Raw genomic sequence first — 22,392 nt, 5'->3', positions numbered from 1 at the left:
GGGTTCTGCAACATAGCGACCATAATTCAGTTCCTGCTCAGTGGTCAGAAAATCGACGGGCATACCGGCCTCCCTGCCTGATGGTCATGAATTAACAATTTCGCAACCGTCCGAAATATTATAAATTATCAGACATAGTAAAACGGCTTCGTTTGAGTGTCCATTAAATCGTCATTTTGGCATAATAGACACATCGTGTCTGATATTCGATTTAAGGTACATTTTATGCGAATTTTTGGTTATGCGCGGGTCTCAACCAGCCAGCAGTCCCTCGATATTCAGATCAGAGCGCTCAAAGATGCAGGGGTAAAAGCTAACCGCATCTTTACCGACAAGGCATCCGGCAGTTCAACAGATCGGGAAGGGCTGGATTTGCTGAGGATGAAGGTGGAGGAAGGTGATGTCATTCTGGTGAAGAAGCTCGACCGTCTTGGCCGCGACACCGCCGACATGATCCAACTGATAAAAGAGTTTGATGCTCAGGGTGTCGCGGTTCGGTTTATTGACGACGGGATCAGTACCGACGGTGATATGGGGCAAATGGTGGTCACCATCCTGTCGGCTGTGGCACAAGCTGAACGCCGGAGGATCCTAGAGCGCACGAATGAGGGCCGACAGGAAGCAAAGCTGAAAGGAATCAAATTTGGCCGCAGGCGTACCGTGGACAGGAACGTCGTGCTGACGCTTCATCAGAAGGGCACTGGTGCAACGGAAATTGCTCATCAGCTCAGTATTGCCCGCTCCACGGTTTATAAAATTCTTGAAGACGAAAGGGCCTCGTGATACGCCTATTTTTATAGGTGTCTGGACTCGTGGGATCATGTACCCATGCGTAGCTGGCCGCTCTTCAAGGCCAGACACGTTTTGCGTACACTGTTCCAATCCGACTCTTCACTGGCAACTCGATGACCCAGGCACTGCACAGCCAAGCCCGTACTACCCACCTGATCCGTGAGGAAATCAGGAACTCGACGCTCCCGCAGGCCGAACTGGCCAGGATGTACAACGTCACCCGCCAAACCATCCGAAAGTGGCAAAACCGCGAGTCTCCTGAAGACAAGTCGCATGCGCCGAACAAGATGTACACGACGCTCACGCCCGAGCAGGAGCTCATCGTGGTGGAGCTGCGCAAGACGTTGCTGCTGCCCACGGACGACCTGCTGGCGGTCACGCGCGAGTTCATCAATCCAGCCGTCTCGCGTGCCGGCCTGGGACGTTGCCTGCGCCGCCACGGTGTCTCGGATCTACGTAACCTGGTCGAGCAGGAAGGCACTGCGCCCGCCACGAAAAAGACCTTCAAGGACTACGAGCCGGGCTTTGTGCACATCGACATCAAGTACCTGCCGCAGATGCCCGACGAGACGGCAAGGCGCTATCTCTTCGTTGCCATCGACCGTGCTACGCGCTGGGTCTTCATCGAGCTCTATGCCGACCAGACCGATGGCAGCAGTGGCGACTTCCTCAACAAAGTCCAGCAAGCCTGTCCCGTCAAGATCGTCAAGCTTCTGACCGACAACGGCAGCCAGTTCACCGACCGCTTCACGGCTGGCGGCAAGAAGAAGGAACCCAGCGGCACACACGTGTTCGACCGCCTGTGCAAGCAGCTCGGCATCGAGCACCGGCTCATCCCGCCTCGTCATCCGCAGACCAACGGCATGGTGGAGCGCTTCAACGGTCGTATCAGCGACATCGTCAACCAGACCCGTTTTGGTTCAGCTGCCGAACTGGAATCGACGCTGCGCAATTACGTCAAGATCTACAACCACAGCATTCCGCAACGCGCGCTCCAACACAAAACACCCGTTCAGGCGCTCAAGGAATGGCATGAAAAACGCCCTGAATTGTTCAGGAAACGCGTGTATAACCAGCCGGGTCTTGACATATAGGTTAATGTCATGATAATAATGGTTTCTTAGACGTCAGGTGGCACTTTTCGGGGAAATGTGCGCGGAACCCCTATTTGTTTATTTTTCTAAATACATTCAAATATGTATCCGCTCATGAGACAATAACCCTGATAAATGCTTCAATAATATTGAAAAATGACTTCTTAACGTGAGTTTTCGTTCCACTGAGCGTCAGACCCCTAATCCCAGCTGTAGCGGCCTGATTACATCCGGCCGCTACACCTAGCTCCACCTTCAAACAAGGAATATCGTTGATGTCACTGTATCGCCGTCTAGTTCTGCTGTCTTGTCTCTCATGGCCGCTGGCTGGCTTTTCTGCCACCGCGCTGACCAACCTCGTCGCGGAACCATTCGCTAAACTCGAACAGGACTTTGGCGGCTCCATCGGTGTGTACGCGATGGATACCGGCTCAGGCGCAACTGTAAGTTACCGCGCTGAGGAGCGCTTCCCACTGTGCAGCTCATTCAAGGGCTTTCTTGCTGCCGCTGTGCTGGCTCGCAGCCAGCAGCAGGCCGGCTTGCTGGACACACCCATCCGTTACGGCAAAAATGCGCTGGTTCCGTGGTCACCCATCTCGGAAAAATATCTGACAACAGGCATGACGGTGGCGGAGCTGTCCGCGGCCGCCGTGCAATACAGTGATAACGCCGCCGCCAATTTGTTGCTGAAGGAGTTGGGCGGCCCGGCCGGGCTGACGGCCTTCATGCGCTCTATCGGCGATACCACGTTCCGTCTGGACCGCTGGGAGCTGGAGCTGAACTCCGCCATCCCAGGCGATGCGCGCGATACCTCATCGCCGCGCGCCGTGACGGAAAGCTTACAAAAACTGACACTGGGCTCTGCACTGGCTGCGCCGCAGCGGCAGCAGTTTGTTGATTGGCTAAAGGGAAACACGACCGGCAACCACCGCATCCGCGCGGCGGTGCCGGCAGACTGGGCAGTCGGAGACAAAACCGGAACCTGCGGAGTGTATGGCACGGCAAATGACTATGCCGTCGTCTGGCCCACTGGGCGCGCACCTATTGTGTTGGCCGTCTACACCCGGGCGCCTAACAAGGATGACAAGCACAGCGAGGCCGTCATCGCCGCTGCGGCTAGACTCGCGCTCGAGGGATTGGGCGTCAACGGGCAGTAAGGCTCTGAAAATCATCTATTGGCCCACCACCGCCGCCCTTGCGGGCGGCATGGATTACCAACCACTGTCACATTTAGGCTAGGAGTCTGCGCGGCAGAGCCGTGTGACCGGTTTTCTGTAGAGCACTGACGATGGCGGCGGCGCTCTCTGCAATTGGCAAGGCGTCGGCGCCAAGGATACCAATCTTGCGGCGCGCGGCGTGTTATGACGACTGGGGTGCATTTGAGCCGCCCCATTTAACCTTCGCCCTCACAGATACGCCATTCGCCTCAGATTTAGCGCCATGCAGACGAGCTTCCACTCGGCTTGCACCTTGTCCAGGCCCCTCATGCTGAACTGACGCAATCCCATCACCGCCTTGATCCAACCATTCGGAGCCTCCACGATCGACTTGCGCCGGCGGTAAGCTGCATCGCCTTGCTCCGTTTTCAATTTCGCCGCAATCGCCGCCGTATGCGGATGGGTCTTGGCATTGACCTTGGCATCTTCACGTCCCTCGCGGCCGAGGGCAACGATGACATCGCCGTGGTGATCGGCGACCTTTGCCAGAACAGCCTCACTACGGAATCCCGCATCCGCCAGCGTCTGGGCCGGCATTTCTCCGGTGTTGGCCTGAACTGCTGCCAGCATGCCCAGCAGCGCCTGACTGTCCGCGGCGCAGTTGGTCAACTCCGCCGCCACGATGATCTGGTGCTCGGCATCGACCGCTGTGTACCCGTTGTAGCTCTGCTCGGAGCCACCACCGGCGTGTTTCATGATCCGGCTGTCCGGATCGGTGAAGCTTTCCTGATCACGGTCATCCGGCACACCAAACTCGCGTTTGTACGAGCCACCGCCCTTGTCCGAGCCATCCGGATGGCGAGGCCGGCGGCCATCGTCTTCGCTGCGCCCCCGGGCCTGGTCCGCTTCACGCTGGCGCGCTTCCAGGCGCGCCTTTGCCGCCTGGATCGCCTCCAGGCGCTTCTCGCGGCGAGAAATCTCGGCAGGAATGTCCAGCTCCGGCTCGTTACGCTCCTGGTCGTCGGTAGCCTTGGCGCGATCAAGCAGCGCCTTGATCTCGCAATGCAATTCGTCCTCGGCCGGCTTCATGCGCTTATAGCTCATCGCCTTGTGGTCGCCATGTTTGGCGGCTTCGTATTCAGGTTCTTTAGAGAGATCCTTTAGATCGCCGTTCCTCACTACTGCCGGGAAGTCTCCCCAGGGAGCACGTTCGGCCTTATGTTCGGTCATGGTTTCAATCCCGGTCAGCGTCCCATATAGCCCCGAAACCTGCCAGGTGGGCCAAGATAGACCAGGCACCATAAGCAATAGGGCTAGGGTTGGTTTTGCTCACCCAACGCCTGAAGGTTCGGGTTCCCTTTCCGCTGCCTCTCTCACCAGGCAAACCAACGAGATCAGCGACATCAACGCCACTGAGAGGCTTACTAAGCCCTTTTCGTTGCCTAATCAGCTCCAACACCTCTTTGATTTCATCGGCGGTTGGAGCCTGCCAATCTTCAGCGAACGGCCTAAGCGTTTCAGGTCTAATCATGCGATAAATCCTCAAATAGCCCCGGTCAATGCCGGGGCTTTTTTATCAATGGGTAACGGTCGCGGCGGCCTCCCGATACGCCTTCAGTTCAATCAAGAGCAAGCCAAGCTCCCGCATCTTCATGCGCGGCATATGAACGGGGCGGCGGGCCGTCAGAGCGTCGCCAATGTGTTTTGCAAGTGATACAATATCCGTATTCATCGCGTTTATCCTCAAATTGACCGGTGAAAGCCCCTGTGATTGGTTGCAGCCATACCAGGGGCACCATTTCTTTTTCTACCTATGCACCTCCTTTAAGAGCCCCGGCCATCACCGGGGCTTTCTGTTGCTAGTCTATTGCGGCCAAGATGGCCTCTTTTTCGTCATGCTCACAAGCCCAATCCCGCAAGCTGTGATACAGCCTTGAAAACCGCTCCTGGTCAGCGCCTTCTGTGTGAAATGACAGATGGCTATAGAGGTAGAGGCAAGCGGTAATCCCGGCAGCATCGGCGCTCATTTGGCCACTAAAGTAGTTCATGGCCTCGATGTTCAGCATTTCATCACGACGCCCAGGAGCCATATAAAAGCCGCCGTTCGACAGCTCCCACATAAGCCAATAAGCCCCGCGATACTCGCGGCAGAGCCCTTTCATTTGCTGGTAAAGCATCGACTCGAAAACCACATAGAAACGGCCTACATAGCGGGGCATTGCAGCCATACGGCGAGGGGTGGCGACCAGGGAGCAGATCAGGGGATTAAGTTCTGTTTGCATCATCGGAGTTCTCCGGTATTGACCGTGGCGGGTGCCCGGCCTTCTGAGATATATAATAGGCCATTTTGGCCTATTGTGTCAAGCGGGTACAATAAAAAATAGGCCAAATCGGCCTACTTTTTTTCTCTCCAACTGAGCCACATTTTATTCAGCTCCAGGCTGCGGGCTGGCCAATCTGGCAGATTCACCGCATGGGCGCGGTAGTTGATCCGAGTATTCAGAGTGCAACGGGGAAAGGGGTTGGCCACCTTGCAGTAACGATAAAACAGACCGACGAGGCGAGCACCGTAACGATCACGCTCCCAGGTCAAAACGTTGTGCATATGCTCGCGGCGTTCGCGTATCCATTCTCGATAGAGTTGGTGAAAGGTGCGGTTAGCTGTGTGGATCATCGGAGTTCTCCGGTATTGACCGTGGCGGGTGCCCGGTCTTCTTAATTAAGATTATAGGCCAAAATGGCCTACTATGGCAAGAAAAAGCGCGCTCTACGTTAAAAAAATCACGTAGTCGCGGGGGATTGCCGCCAAGATTTCGCATAGCGTCGCCTGATTTCGTACGTACGAAATGGGCCACCTGGTCGAGCTGCTGCCGATGCCTGGTGAGTTGGCCACCTGGTTGATTTCCTTCTGGCGTCCAGATCTGAACTTGGCCACCTGGTCGAGCTGCTGCCGGTGCCTGGTAAGTTGGCCACCTGGTTGATTTCCTTCTGGCGTCCAGATCTGAACTTGGCCACCCGGTCGAGCTGCTGCCGGTGCCTGGTAAGTTGGCCACCTGGTCGAACTGCTGCCGGATCTAAAGGTGGAATATTAAGCAGGTAGTGATAGACTGAGATCCAGCATGGCTATACGCCTGCTAACCCCTCAAAAGAAAGCAGCCTCTAGGGCTGCCATCCGTTACGAAATCTCACTCACTTTGAAATAGCCATCTAAACGGCTTTACACCTGGCCGCCTGAAGGGCAACCGCTGAGGCTTCGCCATTAGTAATAGGGGAGGGACTTGTCTCACTGTTTTGTTGAGGTGAAGGCTTGCCCAGGCGATACCATTTAGCCCGGCTCATGCCCATAGCTTCCCAGGGCTTTTGCCTGCTCAATGAGTTGGCTTCATAGGCTTCACGCTCAAGCTGGCCAGCGGCGCGGCGACGTTCTTCATCACGCAGTCTATCGCGCTCTCTGCGGCGCTTCTGAGCCTCGTCAGTGCTGATAATCGTCTTCAGTTGCTCTTGTTCTTGCTGTGAGATCTGGAATAGGTTGATCAGCGTGTCGTTTTTGGGCGTGTATAGCGGTGCAAACGACTTTCCGCCGAACTCGACACGTTCCCCAGCCTCATAGGATTTCGCCTTGCTGTAGAGCGTCATAAGCTCTTTGGAGCGGTAAGACCAACGAGTATCCAGCTCGGAGGAAAGAGCGGCGGCCTCATGGTACATCTGGGCGCTGTTTGTTGCCCCGGAGAGAAGGAGAAAGTTAAGACGCCAGAAAAGATGCCTCATTCGCTCGCCTTCGTTGATTCCACCTCTGAGCTGGCCCAACTTGCGTAGGTCTTCCAGGGGGAACCGCAGAATTCGGAAAAAATCGTACGCTAAGCTAAGGAAGGTCTGAAAAAGCCCCCGCTCGAGAAATGCATCCCAGCAACCATGCGGGTTACAGAGCGGTGATTTCGCGAAACATGGGCTTTTTCAGAGCTTCCTTAGCGTTACGATAAAGCTAGCATGGAAACGATAGGTGCAAGCAAGTTAAGGGTTGCATCGCGCATGTCAATCTAGGCTATACCCTAACTTGATGTCAGGCAGGGCCGCGCCGCTTCGTCAGAATAGAGTCTGCTTTCCCATTTTTTGACACATGCCCGCGAAGGTTATAGATTTCAGCCTGACAGAAATGGGCTTTGAGGCACAACGGAACAGAAAGTGCACTTAAGCCGCCTTCAACCAAGGAGACATCGTGCAGGGGCACCGCATCGGCTACGTCCGGGTCAGCAGCTTTGACCAGAACCCGGAACGCCAGCTGGAACAAACCCAGGTGAGCAAGGTGTTCACCGACAAGGCATCGGGCAAGGACACCCAGCGCCCCCAGCTCGAAGCGCTGCTGAGCTTCGTCCGCGAAGGCGATACAGTGGTGGTGCACAGCATGGATCGGCTGGCCCGCAACCTCGATGACCTGCGTCGCTTGGTACAGAAGCTGACTCAGCGCGGCGTGCGCATCGAGTTCCTGAAGGAGGGCCTGGTGTTCACTGGCGAGGACTCGCCGATGGCCAACCTGATGCTGTCGGTGATGGGGGCCTTCGCTGAGTTCGAGCGCGCCCTGATCCGCGAGCGGCAGCGTGAGGGCATCGCCTTGGCCAAGCAGCGTGGCGCGTACCGGGGCCGCAAGAAAGCCCTGTCCGATGAGCAGGCTGCTACCCTGCGGCAGCGAGCGACGGCCGGCGAGCCCAAGGCGCAGCTTGCCCGCGAGTTCAACATCAGCCGGGAAACCCTCTACCAGTACCTCCGCACGGACGACTGACACATGCCGCGTCGCTTGATCCTCTCGGCCACGGAGCGGGACACCCTGCTTGCGCTGCCGGAAAGCCAGGATGACCTGATCCGCTACTACACCTTCAACGACTCCGACCTGTCGCTGATCCGCCAGCGACGCGGCGACGCCAACCGCCTCGGCTTCGCCGTGCAGCTCTGCCTGCTGCGCTACCCCGGTTACGCGCTGGGAACCGACAGCGAGCTGCCCGAGCCGGTCATCCTGTGGGTGGCGAAGCAAGTCCAGGCCGAGCCGGCGAGCTGGGCAAAGTACGGCGAGCGCGACGTGACCCGTCGCGAGCATGCCCAGGAACTGCGCACCTACCTGCAACTGGCCCCGTTCGGCCTGTCCGACTTCCGCGCCCTGGTGCGCGAGCTAACCGAGCTGGCCCAGCAGACCGACAAAGGCTTGCTGCTGGCCGGTCAGGCCCTGGAGAGCCTACGGCAGAAACGACGCATCCTGCCGGCGCTGAGCGTGATTGACCGGGCCTGCTCGGAAGCCATTGCGCGAGCCAATCGGCGGGTCTACCGCGCCCTGGTCGAACCACTCACGGACTCGCATCGGGCCAAGCTGGACGAGCTGTTGAAGCTCAAGGCCGGCAGCAGCATCACCTGGTTGACCTGGCTGCGCCAGGCACCGCTGAAACCCAACTCTCGGCACATGCTGGAACACATCGAGCGGCTGAAGACATTTCAGTTGGTGGACTTGCCCGAAGGCCTGGGCCGGCACATCCACCAGAACCGCCTGCTCAAGCTGGCCCGCGAGGGTGGGCAGATGACGCCCAAAGACCTCGGTAAGTTCGAGCCGCAGCGCCGCTACGCGACCCTGGCCGCCGTGGTGCTGGAGAGCACCGCGACCGTGATCGATGAGCTGGTCGATCTGCATGACCGCATCCTGGTCAAGCTGTTCAGCGGCGCGAAGCACAAGCATCAGCAGCAGTTCCAGAAGCAGGGCAAGGCGATCAACGACAAGGTGCGCCTGTACTCCAGGATCGGCCAGGCGCTGCTGGAAGCGAAGGAAAGCGGCAGCGACCCCTATGCCGCCATCGAGGCGGTGATTCCCTGGGACGAGTTCACCGAGAGCGTCAGCGAGGCCGAGCTGCTGGCCCGGCCGGAAGGCTTCGACCACCTGCACCTGGTCGGCGAGAACTTCGCCACCCTGCGCCGTTACACGCCGGCCTTGCTGGAGGTGCTGGAACTGCGCGCCGCGCCGGCCGCGCAAGGCGTGCTGGCAGCCGTGCAGACCCTGCGTGAGATGAACGCCGACAACCTGCGCAAGGTGCCGGCCGATGCACCCACGGCCTTCATCAAGCCGCGCTGGAAGCCGCTGGTGATCACCCCGGAAGGCCTCGACCGGAAATTCTACGAAATCTGCGCCCTGTCCGAGCTGAAGAACGCCCTGCGCTCCGGCGACATCTGGGTCAAGGGCTCGCGGCAGTTCCGCGACTTCGACGACTACCTGCTGCCGGCCGAGAAGTTCGCCGCACTCAAGCGCGAGCAGGCCCTGCCCCTGGCGATCAACCCGAACAGCGACCAGTACCTGGAAGAGCGTTTGCAGCTGCTGGACGAGCAGTTGGCCACCGTCACCCGCCTGGCCAAGGACAACGAGCTGCCCGATGCCATCCTCACCGAGTCAGGGCTGAAAATCACCCCGCTGGATGCGGCGGTGCCGGATCGGGCGCAGGCGCTGATCGACCAAACCAGCCAGTTACTGCCGCGCATCAAGATCACCGAACTGCTGATGGACGTGGACGACTGGACGGGCTTCAGCCGCCACTTCACCCACTTGAAGGACGGGGCCGAGGCCAAAGACAGGACGTTGCTGCTGTCCGCAATCCTCGGTGATGCGATCAACCTCGGGCTGACCAAGATGGCCGAGTCGAGCCCCGGCCTGACCTACGCCAAGCTGTCCTGGCTGCAAGCCTGGCACATCCGCGACGAAACCTATTCGGCGGCCTTGGCCGAGCTGGTCAACCACCAGTATCGCCACGCCTTTGCCGCCCACTGGGGCGACGGCACGACCTCATCCTCCGATGGCCAGCGCTTCCGCGCGGGTGGCCGGGGCGAGAGCACCGGGCACGTCAACCCGAAGTACGGTAGCGAGCCGGGACGGCTGTTCTATACCCATATCTCCGACCAGTACGCGCCGTTCAGCACCCGCGTGGTGAATGTCGGCGTCCGCGATTCCACCTATGTGCTCGACGGCCTGCTGTACCACGAGTCCGACCTGCGGATCGAGGAGCACTACACCGACACGGCCGGCTTCACCGATCACGTCTTTGCCCTGATGCACCTGCTAGGCTTCCGCTTCGCGCCGCGCATCCGCGACCTCGGCGAAACCAAGCTGTACGTGCCGCAGGGCGTGCAAGCCTACCCGACGTTGCGCCCGCTGATCGGCGGCACCCTGAACATCAAGCACGTGCGTGCCCACTGGGACGACATCCTGCGCCTGGCCAGCTCGATCAAGCAGGGCACCGTCACCGCCTCGCTGATGCTGCGCAAGCTCGGCAGCTACCCGCGCCAGAACGGACTGGCCGTGGCCCTGCGCGAGCTGGGCCGGATCGAGCGCACGCTGTTCATCCTGGACTGGCTGCAAAGTGTTGAACTGCGCCGCCGCGTGCATGCCGGCCTGAACAAAGGTGAGGCGCGCAACTCGCTGGCCAGGGCGGTGTTCTTCAACCGCCTTGGGGAAATCAGGGATCGGAGCTTCGAGCAGCAGCGCTACCGGGCCAGCGGCCTCAACCTGGTGACGGCGGCTATCGTGCTGTGGAACACGGTGTACCTGGAACGCGCCACCCAGGGGTTGGTCGAGGCCGGCAAGCCGGTGGACGGCGAGCTGCTGCAATTCCTGTCGCCGCTGGGCTGGGAGCACATCAACCTAACCGGCGATTACGTCTGGCGGCAGAGCCGCAGACTGGAAGACGGGAAGTTTCGGCCCTTACGGATGCCCGGAAAACCTTAGCGTACGATTTTTTCCGAATTCTGCGGGCTCCCCGGCAAGGGGTAAATGCCGGATTGATTGTTCAAAGGCTTCCAGTTCATCAACGACTTTCTGAATCCCGTTCATCGCGCCACCTCTTACTGGTTTTGGTATAATTCGCGTATTATTTCTCTTTGTTGTTCTTCGGAAAGGCTCTTGAGTGCCAGTAGCCCTGCTTTTACCGCCATCGTCTTATTGTTACCACATAGAGTAAAAGCAAGCTCCTGTAACAGGGCTAAAGAGTCCATATCCATCTTAAAGCCCTGCATCTTTAGTGTTTTTTTTGTGGCCTTATCCTGCGCCTCTGCAACGAAAGACTCTTTACTTACAATTCCGGCTGTTAGCGTGTCTTTGTTCAGGTTTATCTGACCAATCTTAGCCATCGGTATAACCTCGTTTTTATCTGTTATTACTGGTATATTATGATTTATCAATGTATATACCAGTTGTAACCTATTTGCTATTACAAAATCCCCGTTTCAGTGCATAGCAGCTCTATTTGTGCCTTTGCTTTCCCTAAGCTTGCTCCTGCTGTAAATTCATGAACACCCACGCCACTGTTGCACGCATCCTCGAAAATCAACAATTCTGACAGGTAATTTTTTGTCGGCTGTATCCAGCCACTGTCTGAGTGGAGAACTTCACGTAACTTAATGACTTTATCGAAACGCTGTGGTCTGACTCTGGTCATTACGATAAAGGGGCGTAACTTGGTGTTGATACTTTGAACACGGCGCACCGTTTCAGTCACTTTGAGCAGCGATCCGGTTTCAAAATCACTGGATGGCTTGACCAGACATAAATACACATCACATAGCTGCAACGCTGTTCTGAACTCCACACTGTCATGTCCTGCACAATCGACAATGACGTAATCGTATTTTTTATTGGCCTGATTTATCGCCTGTGTCAGATCGCCGAATTGTTCCGTTACGGGTAAATCAGCCCCTAATGCCCTGCGCGTTTCGACAAAATCAAACAGATCATCATTTTTATCCGCTTTGATGATGCAGACTTTTTTCCCGTTGCGTTGTAACCAGATCGCAGTGTTGATCGCCGTAGTGGTTTTACCCACACCGCCTTTATTCGATGCAAACAGAATTTTCATAGTTCCCTCGTATGAATGTGGTTTAATCGGTTATAACTCGTCATTACTATGATTGACTTAATTTGTTTATACCGATACATACTAACGCAGTCAAGTTAAACATGGTTATTATTTAAATATACTGATGTATACGGGTATTAACCTATTTATATTTGTTTGTATTAGCGCAGAGGGACGGTAGAACGGGGATGGGGCGGGCGGGTATACCCTGCGCGGGGCAGGGTATTTGCAATGCAGTTAAAAACCTTCGGGGTGCTTACTCGTCCTTAACTGCATCCCTGGTTTCTTCAATGAGAAACTCCTCAAGGTCGTGGCCTTTATCCGTCAGATCTTTAAAGTAATTGCTTATCCGCCCTACGCCTGTCCAGTAGTGGGTTTTCCCCTGTTCGTCGGTGTGCGCGTACTTGGCCTTACGGGTCGTACTGCCTTTAGACTTCTTCTTGCGTTTTGGCGCGTTTTCAAAGACGGACACTTTCAGTTCGTCTGGTGACAGGCCGATAGACTCCAGATATTCCAGCGCTTTCAGGCGTTTTTCTTCCAGTTCCTGCAATTCTAACTGACGGAGTTCTTCTTCCTCGCGGCGCTCGGCTATAATGGCAATGAATTTATTGCTGATTTCTTCCAGCAGGTTAAAGTTTTGCTGATCGGCAAATTTACGCAGGGACGTGATGCTCCCCAGATGTTTCAGAATGATGATGTATTCGTCTTCGCGGGTCAGTTCAGTCATTTTGTCACCTTAATGGTATTGGATTTATCCGGCAGGGCTGCCCCCGTTTTCACAAAATTCATTTTACATACCTCCAGACATTGGCAGGAATGGTGTCATACAATTTTTTCATCGTGATTTCCGCCCTCCGGTGATCGGTTGCCAGCCAGAAAGCGGGGCGTTCTTCCGCCGTCAGTCGTTTTTCTATCCGCTCTGCCACGGTTTCCAGTGTGGCAAGCGTTCCACATTTACGTAGCTGAAACAGCCACTGTTGTTTGGTTTTCATCATTGGCTATTTTTTAGGGAAGTCAAAGGCCAGTTTTCCGGTGGCTTTATCAGTCAACTGTAGCGGGACATCAAACGACTTTCCTGTTTTTGATGATACAAACCCTTTGATGATACCCGTTTTTCCCTTTTCCAGCAGTGCTTTAATGTGTGCATCGGTGAGCGTCACGCCCGATACGGTCAGCCAGATCCCAAAACCGCAGTTTTTTGTGCAGTTCGCCCGCTTCCCGTTACTCATGACCGTGCCGCCGCAGTTCGGACAGGTCAGTTTTGGAAAATAAAAAGCCAGTGTGCCACTGGCTTTGTCTTTCAGTACCAGCGCCGCATCAAACGCCTTGCCCGTTTTCTTCGACACAAAACCTTTAATGACGGCAGTTTTTCCCGTAGTGGCGAGTGCTTCCACTTGTTTCAGCGTCAACGTTTTCTGCGACACGGTGAAAAATAGTTTAAATCCGCAATTTTTACTACACGCAACCAGCTTCTCTTTGTTAATGACACTGGCTCCGCAGTTAGGGCAGGGGTAATTTACGGTATTCTGTGCGGAGGCCGCATTCACTTTCAATTCCGCGCCGTCTGCATCACTGATCAGCTTTTCTGTTTCTGCGTAAAGCTCGTTGATAAATGCCTCAACCGTCAGTTCACCGTTTTCAAGATCATTCTGTTTTTCTGCCCACAATGCGGTTAAATCTGGCTCGGTGACGCTTTTCGGTAGTGAATGATAGAAGTCCAGTCCGGCCTGTGTCGGAATAATCTTCTGCCCGTCCTTGCGGATAAAGCCCCGTCTGGTCAGTAATGGGACAAAAGAGGCACGGGTTGCCTGAGTGCCGATCCCCTTCTGGCCTTTCTTCTTGCCTTTATCTTTGGCTTTGAGCAGGTCTTTGATGTGCGGCGTGGTCACATAGTCGGCGATATTATCCATAGCGTTCAGGAGTGTGGCCTCGGTGAATAACGGTCTTGGCTTTGTTTTGTTGTTCTGGTAACTGGCGTTAAGACACGTTACCTGTTCGCCCGTTCGCAGGGATTTCAACACGTCAAAATCTGCCGCTTTCCCCTCGGCTACCGGTTCTTCTTCGTCTTCTGTATCGTCAGCATAAAATGCCGTAAAGCCCTTATCCGTTACCTTCACCGCACGACTGGAGAAGGTCTCCGCGCCGATTTTTAACACCGCAGAGGCTTCCAGCCAGCGTTTGGGCGGCATGAACTGAATAAGGTAGCGTTCGGCAATCGCCAGATAGACAGTTTTCTCGTCCTTTGACAGCACGGACAGATTGGGGGCGCTGGTTGTCGGGATGATCGCCGTGTGCGCTGTGACGTTTTCACTGTTGAATGCGCGGCTTTTTCGCCCTGCATCCACGCCGGATACGTCAGGAAATACCGCTTTGAGCGCATCGAGCACGTTCGGCGACTCCTGATATTGTTCCTCGGACAGATACGAACAGTCGGAACGGTTGTAGGTGATGCACTTATATTTATCGCGCAGCGCCTGTGTGATTTTCAGCGTATCGTCAGCAGACAGCTTGTGTCTTTTGTTCAGGAACTGTTGCAGGTCAGACAGGTTGAACGGCAGCGGCGGGGCGCTTTCTTTTTCATCTACAGCAGCGGAACTAATATCTGCCTGTTGTCCCTTAAAACTTTCTGTCAGGCGCTTTGCATAGGCTTCATCGTTCAGGCGCTTTTTGTCGTCCTGTGGTGCGTTCTCACTGACTTTCCATCGTCCGGTAAAGGCTTTATCACCCTTATCAAAATCGGCCTGAATAGTCTGATAGGTCTGCTCGGTGTGGTTGTTGTTTTCCAGCCAGCGGCTGCAAATCAATCCTAAAACGGGGGTCTGGACACGCCCCACCGATAATACGCCGCTGTAGCCGTTTTTCTTGGCTTCGATAGTGAATGCGCGGGTCATGCTGAACCCGAAAATATTATCGCCCACGCTCCGTGCCAGCGCACGGTTAAACATCCCCTTAAAATGGCTGTTATCCTGAATGCTGGCAATCGCTTTTTTTACCGCCGCGTCGGTGTTGTCGTTAATCAGCAGCCGTTTAACAGGTTTCGTATTTCCGGCATAAATCAGCACTTCGTCAACCAGTAACTGCCCCTCGTCGTCGGGGTCGCCAGCGTGAACAATCAGGTCAGCTTGTTTTACCAGATTAACGACGACTTTTGCCTGAGCCGCTGTTTCTGGCTTAGGCTCATACTTCACCGGAAACAGGCGTAGCGGTAAATCTTCTTTCACCCATTTTGCGTAGGCGGGATTGTAGGCTTCCGGTTCAGCGCTTTTAATAATATGCCCCACGCACCACGTCACGCAGTCGTCGCCGCACTGAAAATACCCATCCTTACGCACTGCATGACCTAACGCATTGGCAATGTCTTTACCGATTTGTGGTTTTTCTGCGATAAAAAGTCTCATATTAGTCACCATCCATACGGATAAGCAGGGAATGTTAACCAGCTCTCAAGTAAATATTCTGTTTTTTTATTCCAGTAGAAGTAAAAGCCCCTTTGGTTAAAATACACTGGATAATTATCAATCTCTCCGATTTTTTGTGCACCTTCAAATAAAGGACTAACATAGAAATCATCTTCGAAAGAATCAGTGAGATTAGACGCTACGAAATCCTTACGAGATAGTTTTGTTATTTTGTCTCGCTCATCATCAAAGTTGATGCGTTCCATTGTATGGGGATTGATGCCAAAGCCTACCGTTCCGCCAGTGAATGCTCTGTGTTCAAAATTTCCCCATGTAAGTTCATCTAATGAATCGACATGCTTTTGTGTAATTTCCAGAAAGGATTTTTTAACTGGTTCCTTATCATCATAGTTAGCCTTTTCGGGGAAACTGATAAGAAACTCAGACGTTTCCCCCTTGCCATGATTGAATAAAGGCTTTAACAATTCTTCATTTTCAAATTCAGCTCTGAATGTTTCCACATTGCGGATAAAGCAGGACATGTATTCATATCTATCATTCTTAAACATACCCTGTAAATCTTCACCATGAAGCAAAGCATACTGGCTGATACGCTCATACAGATCAGGGTCGGTGATATTAACGTTTGCACCTATATCTGTTGTGCTTTTATCGTTTTTCAGATAGTCCCATACGAGCAACTCTCCGATAATTCGCATACTGAAACGTTCTTTACCTGATTCAGTCATCATATGTTGATTCCTCTTACTTAGCCTTTGGCTCTGGAATTCAAGAGCGGTGTTGTATGGTAGAGTAATTTTTTTATTTTATAACACTCTTCAGTTTTTCAACGCCGCAAACCGAAGATTAAAATCTGAGATTTGCGGCGTTACCATTATTCCTGAAATGATCGCCCGTAGCGCTGGATAATCATTTCCAGTGTACCTTTGTTAACGGGTGTCCCTTCGCATGAGCTAAAGATGCCTTGTCTGACTCTGGCGGTTGCTTCGGGATTGTAGTATGGCGTAAATACGCGCACGTTGAAGAAACGCTGATTCACGGGCTGACAGGCGGGCTGTGTATCACCCTGCAATTTACCCGCCATGCAGGTAAGCAGTTCGCAGGTGTCACCCACCTGATTCAGTCCGTCCGTGTGGTGTTTTTTGTGTTTCCCGAAAGCCATCGCGGAAGGGGCGGCGAGAATGCCCGAAAGCAACAAAACGGCTAAAGTGGTTTTTTTCATGGATTCACCTCTGCACAAAGATATTGGTTGTCCGTACACCCCACGCACTGTACAACGGTTTATATTCAATCACGCCCGTTGCGCCATGCTCGCGTAACCACGCTTTAGCGGTAAAATACGCGCCGCTGTCGCTGGTTTCAATCACGATGCGATCAGAGTGCGCCACGGCATAGAAAACAGCATCGTTATACAAGCGATTCTCTGGCGTAAAACCACGAAGCACCTGACTCCAGCGGCCTGTTACTTTGTCACTTTTAATGACGCCTTGCGTGGCTTTCCAGTCGGGGAGCTGACTGTTCATTACCTCTGCGTTACCTTTCCAGTCTACCTTTGGCGGTTCAGGCGGTGACGAGCATGAGGCAACAAACAGGGCAGATAGCAAAATAAGTTTTTTCATCATCAATCCTTATGTGGTGTTGTATCGCCGGGAACGTTTGGATAAGGACGCACACGAATGCCGCTTTCTTCCTCACTCAACGTTGCCTCATAAGACAGTGCAAGCAGGTATTCATCCAGAGATTTAAACCAACCCCTTATCCAGCCATGAGATTCAAACAGATCTGGCGTTTCCCTTATCAATAGTTCAAGTAACTCCCTGTTTTCATCAATTCTCTTGTAAACACCTCTTTCGTTCTGACTTATCAACTTCTCGAACTTGATTAAATTTTGTTGTAGAACCTCTAAAGTATCTTTCTGTTGCTTACTCTTTCTGATTAGCGATATGCGCTGACAGATAAAAACAATCATTAAGACAATGGCAACAACTGTTATAATTATCTTGTCCATATCCCCTCCTTAAAATGGGCTGTGCTGACTACTGTTCAGCGTAATAATGCGGTCAGATTCCAGTTCGCCTAGCGATAACATGCCTACTTTTGACGGATAGCTAAGGCCATCAACGCCAATCACCCCGTCCACTGTTTTTTTCTTATTCATCGCCATGACCTTTTGCGTCAGTTTCGGACTGACCAGCAATAGCTTGTCCATAAAGAACGCATCGTTAAAGTACAGCGCTTTTTCACACTTAATCGGGTTTTCACCTTTCAGGATGATAAATTCCTCACGGAATTTTAACGTACCCAACTCCTGCGGCAGTACCAGTGCGCGTTTTGCTTCGCTTTCGGATTCGCTTTTGGTGGATGTGCGGCTGCGGCTCTTGCTTTCGCCTTTCGATTTAGTGGTGATATAACCCAGCTTTTCGCTGACCTCATTCGCATCATCCTGTTCTGAAACCGCATAGATAATACGGCAGGGATGCCCACTCATTAATGTTTTGGCACCTTCCAGCCCGTAAATTTCGCGTAGCTGACTGATATTCTGATAAATGGTTAACAGACGCAGGTTAAAGCCAGCGATGTACCCCGAACCGCGTTTAATGGCTTCCATGCGCCCGATAGCGGGGAACTCGTCCATCAGCATCAGGCAGGTATGCGTGAGCGTGGAGTCAAAGTCAGGATTTTCACGCAGGGTAATTTCAATCACATAGTTGAAAAACAGATTAAGGAAGTCATACGAAAGACTTAAATCATCGGCGTTGATCCCCACATAGATTGATATTTTCTCGCGGCGTAACTGACGCAGGTCAAAGCTGTTAAAGCTGGTACAGGCTCTGACGGATGGCAGATAAAACAGGCTCATTTTTTTTGTAAAGCTACTGTCTGTATTCGATTTATCCTTATCGTCCTTTTCACTGTATTTTTTTATTTTGACAAAGGCATCTTCCAGATGGTAGCGCATATTGTCAGTCATATTGCTGGATAAGAAATTTTCTTTTACGCCGAGCACTTCTTCTGTATTAATCGCGCCATAAAGGTCAACCACGCTTGCGATGCAAAATACGGGTTTGATGTTATATTTTTTCAACCATTCAGGCTTGTAGTTGATAAAAAAGTAAAGCAGCTTGGTCAGCCCCTGAAAATACAGCCCCGCCTGATTGTTGAAGTGCGAACCGGCGTCTTCCTGCCCGTAGGATGGAAACAGAATTTCAACCAGTTTCAGCAGGTCTTTAGAACCGCTGTCTTCCTCAAGGTCGATATAGTAAAAGGGATTAAAGCCATCCGTTTTCTTGTTGAACGGATCGAGCAGGTAGACCTTCTGCCCCAGCAGCATTTCCCGCACCTTACTGGTGATTTTCATGCACTCCTGTTTGGGGTCAAGAATGATGATGGAATCCTGCCACGTTAGCAGGTTGGGAATACCGATTGCCGCCCCTTTACCCGCACGGGTTCCCGCACCTAATGAGATAAAGTCGTCTGCGAGATACCAGAGATACTTCCCTTTGTATTTTCCAATCAGTACGCCCCGTTTTGCCACCTTTTTATCAAATTCTTTTTTCTCCAGCAGTTTCGCTACATCGATTTTGTCCAGCAAAGACGGCGACTTTCCGCCCGTGCCACCATCCTTTTTCGGATGGTACAGCACCACCTGTTCGGACTTTTTAATATCCCTGTCGCTGGCAAATTTAGCATCACCAAACAGGCTTTGTTTTTGCTGATTTAAGGTGTAGATCACCAACGCGGGAACCACCATACTGACGGCAAGCCCTGTCAGCAGGGCAAGCAGGGCGGTATTATGTAACTCCGTTCCCCACGTACCCTGCAACAAGATTTTCGATAAGACGCCGGAATCATAACGTTTAAAGATATATTTAATCGAGTAATGGTTATAGAAATAAACCAGTACCGTGGCGGCATACCATGTGACCAGCGCCATCACGACGACGATAAACGCCCACTGTCCCTTGTCCGGCATTTTCAGCTTCATGCTATCCCCTTAGCGCCTCGTAGTAGCTGTCGCGGTGCAGTTCCTTAAAGTAAATATCTGACGCATAGCGTTTATCGCATTCATCCAGATAGTTAATGCTGAGAACCACGTCGATGTTATCCAGCGCCTTTCTGAGCAGCACGTTATGCGGGATATTCTGGCACTCTGGATTCTGTGCGCAACGCTCGACAATCCCCGAAATGGCGGCTTTCGGGTTTTTTTCGTGCAGGGTTGTTACGTTACCTTCATGCCCTGAACTCGCCCCTTTAAGGAAGTCCCACGCCTCGCCGCCCCTGATTTCCGTCATGAGAATGCGGTCAGGGTTCATACGGAAACAGGCGCGTAACAGCATGGCGGGGGTGATAATGCTCTGTTCTCCGCCCTCGGACGGATAAAACAGGTCTACCACGTTTTCATGCGCACGATATTTCGTTTCCGGCGTATCCTGAATACAGATGATACGCAGATAATGGGGGATATACTCCAGCAGTGAATTGACGAACGTAGTTTTACCGCTTCCTGTCCCGCCGCAAAATACCATCGTTTTACCCTGTCGCAGACATTCAGTGACGAACTCCGCTATCCGGTTAGATTTATACAGGTCGATCAGTTGCTGCGTTTCAGGGCGGGTTTTGGGTGTTTCCTGCGTGTTTATCCTTTCATAAAAACCCTGCGCCACAAAATCATCGTGGCTGATAAACACGTCAGACGGTTTACGAATAGTAATTGAGATACAGCCCTTTCTTGTGATGGGGGGCAGCACCACCTGCACACGCTCCCCCGTGGGAAGCGTGGCAGAGAGAACCAATTTGATATTGCTGAGTGAATCCTGATTATAATCCGCGAGCGCCGCCGCGAACGTTTCGCAGTCGTCATAGGAAAGTGGCGTTTTCTTCTGCTGCCATTTACCTTTGACTTTCAGGAACACCTCGTCGGGGCGGTTCACGGCGATTTCCGTCAGCCCTTCAATGCCGTTCAGGTATTCCCCGAAAAACTCCTCTGCCAGTTCATAAATAATGGGCGTATTTTCGTCAGACACTTCATTGAGATCTGTATCCGTCATGTTATTTCCTCATTTTTAAGCGGTATACGCCGGAAAAATCTAAATCCTGTCCGGTGATCAGCGTGATAATTTCGCCCTGATTCTTGTACATTGTCGGGGGAATGTTCACGCTGTTGGCAAACGCTTCTTTGGCGATTTCGGCAAAGGCTTCTCGGCTATTTGACGTGTAGTCAGACTGGTTATCCTTGTTGTTTTTCGCCGCGCCGCTGAGTCCCTGCATCGCATCCGGTATCATGCCAAGCATCATTGCCCCGCCGAAACGTTCCCAGAAGTGGGTGTCGATCCAGCCGTCCACGCCAGCCTCACCCAGCGCCCCTGCGGCTTCGCTGTCTACCAGCGGAATATCCATAAACGGCTGTTTACGGGTACGCAGCTTGGTGGCCATCAGGAACGCCCGTCCCTGTCCCTGTTTCAACATTCCCGTTTTATAGACCAGTGACGCCCGTGTGCCTTTTTCTATCAGCTTCACGTTGCCGTTGGCGCTGTAAATATCGTCGTTAATGGTGCAGGTCAGTTTCCCGCTGAGGTCAGAAACAAAACGGCGGTCGAGCGAACACGGAATTGCCGTATTTTCAGGAACAAACAGATTCGGATCGTAAGGCAGCACCTTAATAGCGGTCAGCCCTTTCTTGTGGCTGGCGTTGTCACTGGCTGGTTCCAACGCGTTTTCACTCTCGGCGGCAACGTCCGGCTCTGCCTCGTCGCGTCCGGCGTGGCTGCTGTTGTTCTGCGCTGCGCCGGAAGAAGAAGACATGCCCTGCGCCAGCGCACGGCTGAATACCACGGGGGCAGGGGGTGCGCTGGATTTATCGCTGTTATCTTTCCCGCCGCTGTCTCCCTTACCAGTTCCGGTATCTCCCGATTGCTGGTCGTTCTTCTCGTCAAAGGCCGCATCCTGATTAAGTCCGGTCTGCCGCTGACTTTTCCCTGCGCTCTGACTGTTTGCATCGACTTTTGCGGCTGTTTCCTTATTACCGAACATCCCCCTGAACATATTAGGGAAATTGTAAATACCGAAAAGCAGAAGGATTAGGATAAATACAACCGCGATAATAATGCGGCCTTTCCACGTTTTTTTCAGGTTATGAATACCCAGCCATCCCGCTTTTTTCTTCTTCGGTTCGTCTTCGTCGGCCTGTATACGGGATTCTTCCTGCCGTTTTTTCAGCAACGCCGCCTCAATTTTTCCGGCGGTCATTTCTTCTTCTGGCGTGTCCGTATTTTTCCCTGTGCTGGCAGCGGGTTCAGGTTTAGGTTCCGGCGCAGCTTTGGCAGCAAGGCTGGCGAGCCTGTCCCGTTCAATCTGAGCGGCGGTCTTCGGTTTCACTTGCGGCTCCTGAACGTCCTCGGTTTCCGGTTCCGGCACTTCTTCGGTCTCCGGCTCTGGTGCTTCCTCGGTTTCAGGCTCTGGAATTTCCTCTATTTCCGGCTCCGGTGGATTCAGGTTTTCATTACGGCTTGCACTATCGCGCTCAATCTCAGCGGGTGTTTTTGGTTTCTGTTCGTCGCTCATTGTGTCACCTCAATGCCTACTTTATCTGATACGGTGTCACTGTCGTTCAGTCTCACCTGACCAAACCCTTTGTTTTCCACGCCCACAACCTGATCACCCAAACGGATAACCCATTTATCGCTCAACGAATGGGCTATCAACACGGTATAATTACCGCGTTTTTCAATCGTTGGATTAGTAATGGTTTCCTGATCGCCAAACTGCGCAAACAGGCTCGGAATTTTCTTCATTGGGTTAAAACCAAAATAGGTAAACCGTCCATCATCATAGGCATAATCGGGTTTGATATAATCACTGCCCTTCGCCACCCGCGCGTAATATTTCCAGTTGCGCGGCGTTTTTGCGTTCTCCAGCGCCTTATTAATAGTAGGGGTCTGAGGGCCAATGGAACGAAAACGTACGCTAAGGAAATAACCAATTGTTATAATTGATATTATTCATTCTTCTCTATGAACTGAAAGCCCGCACTAAGCAATGTTTTAGCCTCAAATGACTT

The 22,392-nt window shown here is 53.0% G+C and carries 22 protein-coding genes and 1 pseudogene; 5 read left to right on the top strand and 18 right to left on the bottom strand.

Translation table 11 applies throughout. The features are described 5' to 3' along the window. The first annotated feature begins 225 nt into the window (after positions 1 to 225). From OOJ59_RS26780 to OOJ59_RS26770, 3 genes are all read left to right on the top strand, one after another. The gene (locus OOJ59_RS26780) at positions 226 to 783 is read left to right on the top strand and encodes a recombinase family protein (RefSeq protein WP_001217881.1); all 558 of its coding nucleotides are present in this window, start codon (positions 226 to 228) and stop codon (positions 781 to 783) included. Between the two features lie 122 nt (positions 784 to 905). Further along, positions 906 to 1,886: an IS481-like element ISKpn27 family transposase gene (locus OOJ59_RS26775; RefSeq protein WP_013213985.1), complete on the top strand. Its 981-nt coding sequence runs from the start codon at positions 906 to 908 to the stop codon at positions 1,884 to 1,886. A gap of 275 nt (positions 1,887 to 2,161) precedes the next feature. Next, positions 2,162 to 3,043: a carbapenem-hydrolyzing class A beta-lactamase KPC-2 gene (locus OOJ59_RS26770; RefSeq protein ID WP_004199234.1), complete on the top strand. Its 882-nt coding sequence runs from the start codon at positions 2,162 to 2,164 to the stop codon at positions 3,041 to 3,043. Between the two features lie 249 nt (positions 3,044 to 3,292). On the opposite strand, the pseudogene OOJ59_RS26765 reads toward OOJ59_RS26770, so the two are convergent. From OOJ59_RS26765 to OOJ59_RS26740, 5 genes and pseudogenes are all read right to left on the bottom strand, one after another. Next, a pseudogene (locus tag OOJ59_RS26765) lies at positions 3,293 to 4,156 on the bottom strand (IS1182-like element ISKpn6 family transposase); the annotation flags it as partial. Between the two features lie 463 nt (positions 4,157 to 4,619). After that, entirely contained in the window at positions 4,620 to 4,775 is a 156-nt protein-coding gene (locus OOJ59_RS26755; protein WP_013213988.1) for a hypothetical protein, read from the bottom strand. A 127-nt stretch (positions 4,776 to 4,902) separates the two neighbouring features. After that, positions 4,903 to 5,328, bottom strand: coding sequence for an antirestriction protein (locus OOJ59_RS26750; RefSeq protein ID WP_013213989.1), 426 nt, complete (start codon positions 5,326 to 5,328; stop codon positions 4,903 to 4,905). A gap of 110 nt (positions 5,329 to 5,438) precedes the next feature. After that, positions 5,439 to 5,717 carry a hypothetical protein gene (locus OOJ59_RS26745; RefSeq protein WP_013213990.1) on the bottom strand — a complete coding sequence of 93 codons (279 nt, stop codon included), beginning with the start codon at positions 5,715 to 5,717 and terminating at the stop codon, positions 5,439 to 5,441. A gap of 533 nt (positions 5,718 to 6,250) precedes the next feature. Further along, positions 6,251 to 6,811 carry a replication protein gene (locus OOJ59_RS26740; RefSeq protein WP_014343471.1) on the bottom strand — a complete coding sequence of 187 codons (561 nt, stop codon included), beginning with the start codon at positions 6,809 to 6,811 and terminating at the stop codon, positions 6,251 to 6,253. Positions 6,812 to 7,259: 448 nt separating this feature from the next. On the opposite strand from OOJ59_RS26740, the gene OOJ59_RS26735 reads away from it, so the two are divergent. After that, entirely contained in the window at positions 7,260 to 7,820 is a 561-nt protein-coding gene (locus OOJ59_RS26735) for a recombinase family protein (protein ID WP_001161490.1), read from the top strand. A gap of 3 nt (positions 7,821 to 7,823) precedes the next feature. After that, complete coding sequence (locus tag OOJ59_RS26730; RefSeq protein ID WP_001138014.1) at positions 7,824 to 10,790, top strand: Tn3-like element TnAs1 family transposase; 2,967 nt, start codon at positions 7,824 to 7,826, stop codon at positions 10,788 to 10,790. A 116-nt stretch (positions 10,791 to 10,906) separates the two neighbouring features. Here the strand turns inward: OOJ59_RS26730 and OOJ59_RS26725 are convergent, their stop codons facing one another. From OOJ59_RS26725 to OOJ59_RS26665, 13 genes are all read right to left on the bottom strand, one after another. Next, the gene (locus OOJ59_RS26725) at positions 10,907 to 11,191 is read right to left on the bottom strand and encodes a hypothetical protein (protein ID WP_041937885.1); all 285 of its coding nucleotides are present in this window, start codon (positions 11,189 to 11,191) and stop codon (positions 10,907 to 10,909) included. An 80-nt stretch (positions 11,192 to 11,271) separates the two neighbouring features. Next, a complete protein-coding gene (locus tag OOJ59_RS26720) occupies positions 11,272 to 11,916 on the bottom strand; it encodes an AAA family ATPase (RefSeq protein ID WP_020956884.1) in 645 nt (214 codons plus the stop codon). A 256-nt stretch (positions 11,917 to 12,172) separates the two neighbouring features. Continuing rightward, positions 12,173 to 12,643 (bottom strand): H-NS histone family protein, encoded by a 471-nt coding sequence (locus tag OOJ59_RS26715; protein ID WP_020956885.1) that lies wholly within the window; start codon positions 12,641 to 12,643, stop codon positions 12,173 to 12,175. 58 nt (positions 12,644 to 12,701) lie between these two features. Then, a complete protein-coding gene (locus OOJ59_RS26710) occupies positions 12,702 to 12,908 on the bottom strand; it encodes an Hha/YmoA family nucleoid-associated regulatory protein (protein ID WP_041937892.1) in 207 nt (68 codons plus the stop codon). Positions 12,909 to 12,914: 6 nt separating this feature from the next. Continuing rightward, positions 12,915 to 15,314, bottom strand: a complete 2,400-nt coding sequence (locus tag OOJ59_RS26705) for a type IA DNA topoisomerase (RefSeq protein WP_020956887.1) — start codon at positions 15,312 to 15,314, stop codon at positions 12,915 to 12,917. A 5-nt stretch (positions 15,315 to 15,319) separates the two neighbouring features. Continuing rightward, complete coding sequence (locus OOJ59_RS26700; protein ID WP_020956888.1) at positions 15,320 to 16,066, bottom strand: hypothetical protein; 747 nt, start codon at positions 16,064 to 16,066, stop codon at positions 15,320 to 15,322. A 143-nt stretch (positions 16,067 to 16,209) separates the two neighbouring features. After that, a complete protein-coding gene (locus OOJ59_RS26695; protein ID WP_020956889.1) occupies positions 16,210 to 16,557 on the bottom strand; it encodes a hypothetical protein in 348 nt (115 codons plus the stop codon). A 4-nt stretch (positions 16,558 to 16,561) separates the two neighbouring features. Continuing rightward, a complete protein-coding gene (locus OOJ59_RS26690) occupies positions 16,562 to 16,954 on the bottom strand; it encodes a cag pathogenicity island Cag12 family protein (protein WP_020956890.1) in 393 nt (130 codons plus the stop codon). A gap of 2 nt (positions 16,955 to 16,956) precedes the next feature. Continuing rightward, the gene (locus OOJ59_RS26685; protein WP_020956891.1) at positions 16,957 to 17,343 is read right to left on the bottom strand and encodes a hypothetical protein; all 387 of its coding nucleotides are present in this window, start codon (positions 17,341 to 17,343) and stop codon (positions 16,957 to 16,959) included. Between the two features lie 9 nt (positions 17,344 to 17,352). Next, positions 17,353 to 19,320 carry a type IV secretory system conjugative DNA transfer family protein gene (locus tag OOJ59_RS26680; RefSeq protein WP_020956892.1) on the bottom strand — a complete coding sequence of 656 codons (1,968 nt, stop codon included), beginning with the start codon at positions 19,318 to 19,320 and terminating at the stop codon, positions 17,353 to 17,355. A gap of 1 nt (position 19,321) precedes the next feature. Further along, positions 19,322 to 20,359 (bottom strand): P-type DNA transfer ATPase VirB11, encoded by a 1,038-nt coding sequence (gene virB11 / locus OOJ59_RS26675; RefSeq protein ID WP_041937896.1) that lies wholly within the window; start codon positions 20,357 to 20,359, stop codon positions 19,322 to 19,324. 25 nt (positions 20,360 to 20,384) lie between these two features. Then, positions 20,385 to 21,896, bottom strand: coding sequence for a VirB10/TraB/TrbI family type IV secretion system protein (virB10, locus tag OOJ59_RS26670; RefSeq protein WP_020956894.1), 1,512 nt, complete (start codon positions 21,894 to 21,896; stop codon positions 20,385 to 20,387). Next, a complete protein-coding gene (locus tag OOJ59_RS26665) occupies positions 21,893 to 22,315 on the bottom strand; it encodes a TrbG/VirB9 family P-type conjugative transfer protein (protein WP_442781396.1) in 423 nt (140 codons plus the stop codon). Before OOJ59_RS26665 ends, virB10 begins: the two co-directional genes overlap by 4 nt. Positions 22,316 to 22,392 lie beyond the last annotated feature (77 nt).

Origin of the sequence: Citrobacter sp. W9, assembly GCF_026719375.1 — a bacterium.
Taxonomy (GTDB): Bacteria; Pseudomonadota; Gammaproteobacteria; order Enterobacterales; family Enterobacteriaceae; genus Citrobacter; species Citrobacter werkmanii.
Note: the sequence above shows the minus strand (reverse complement) of the source record. Positions and strands in the feature narration are given on the sequence as shown.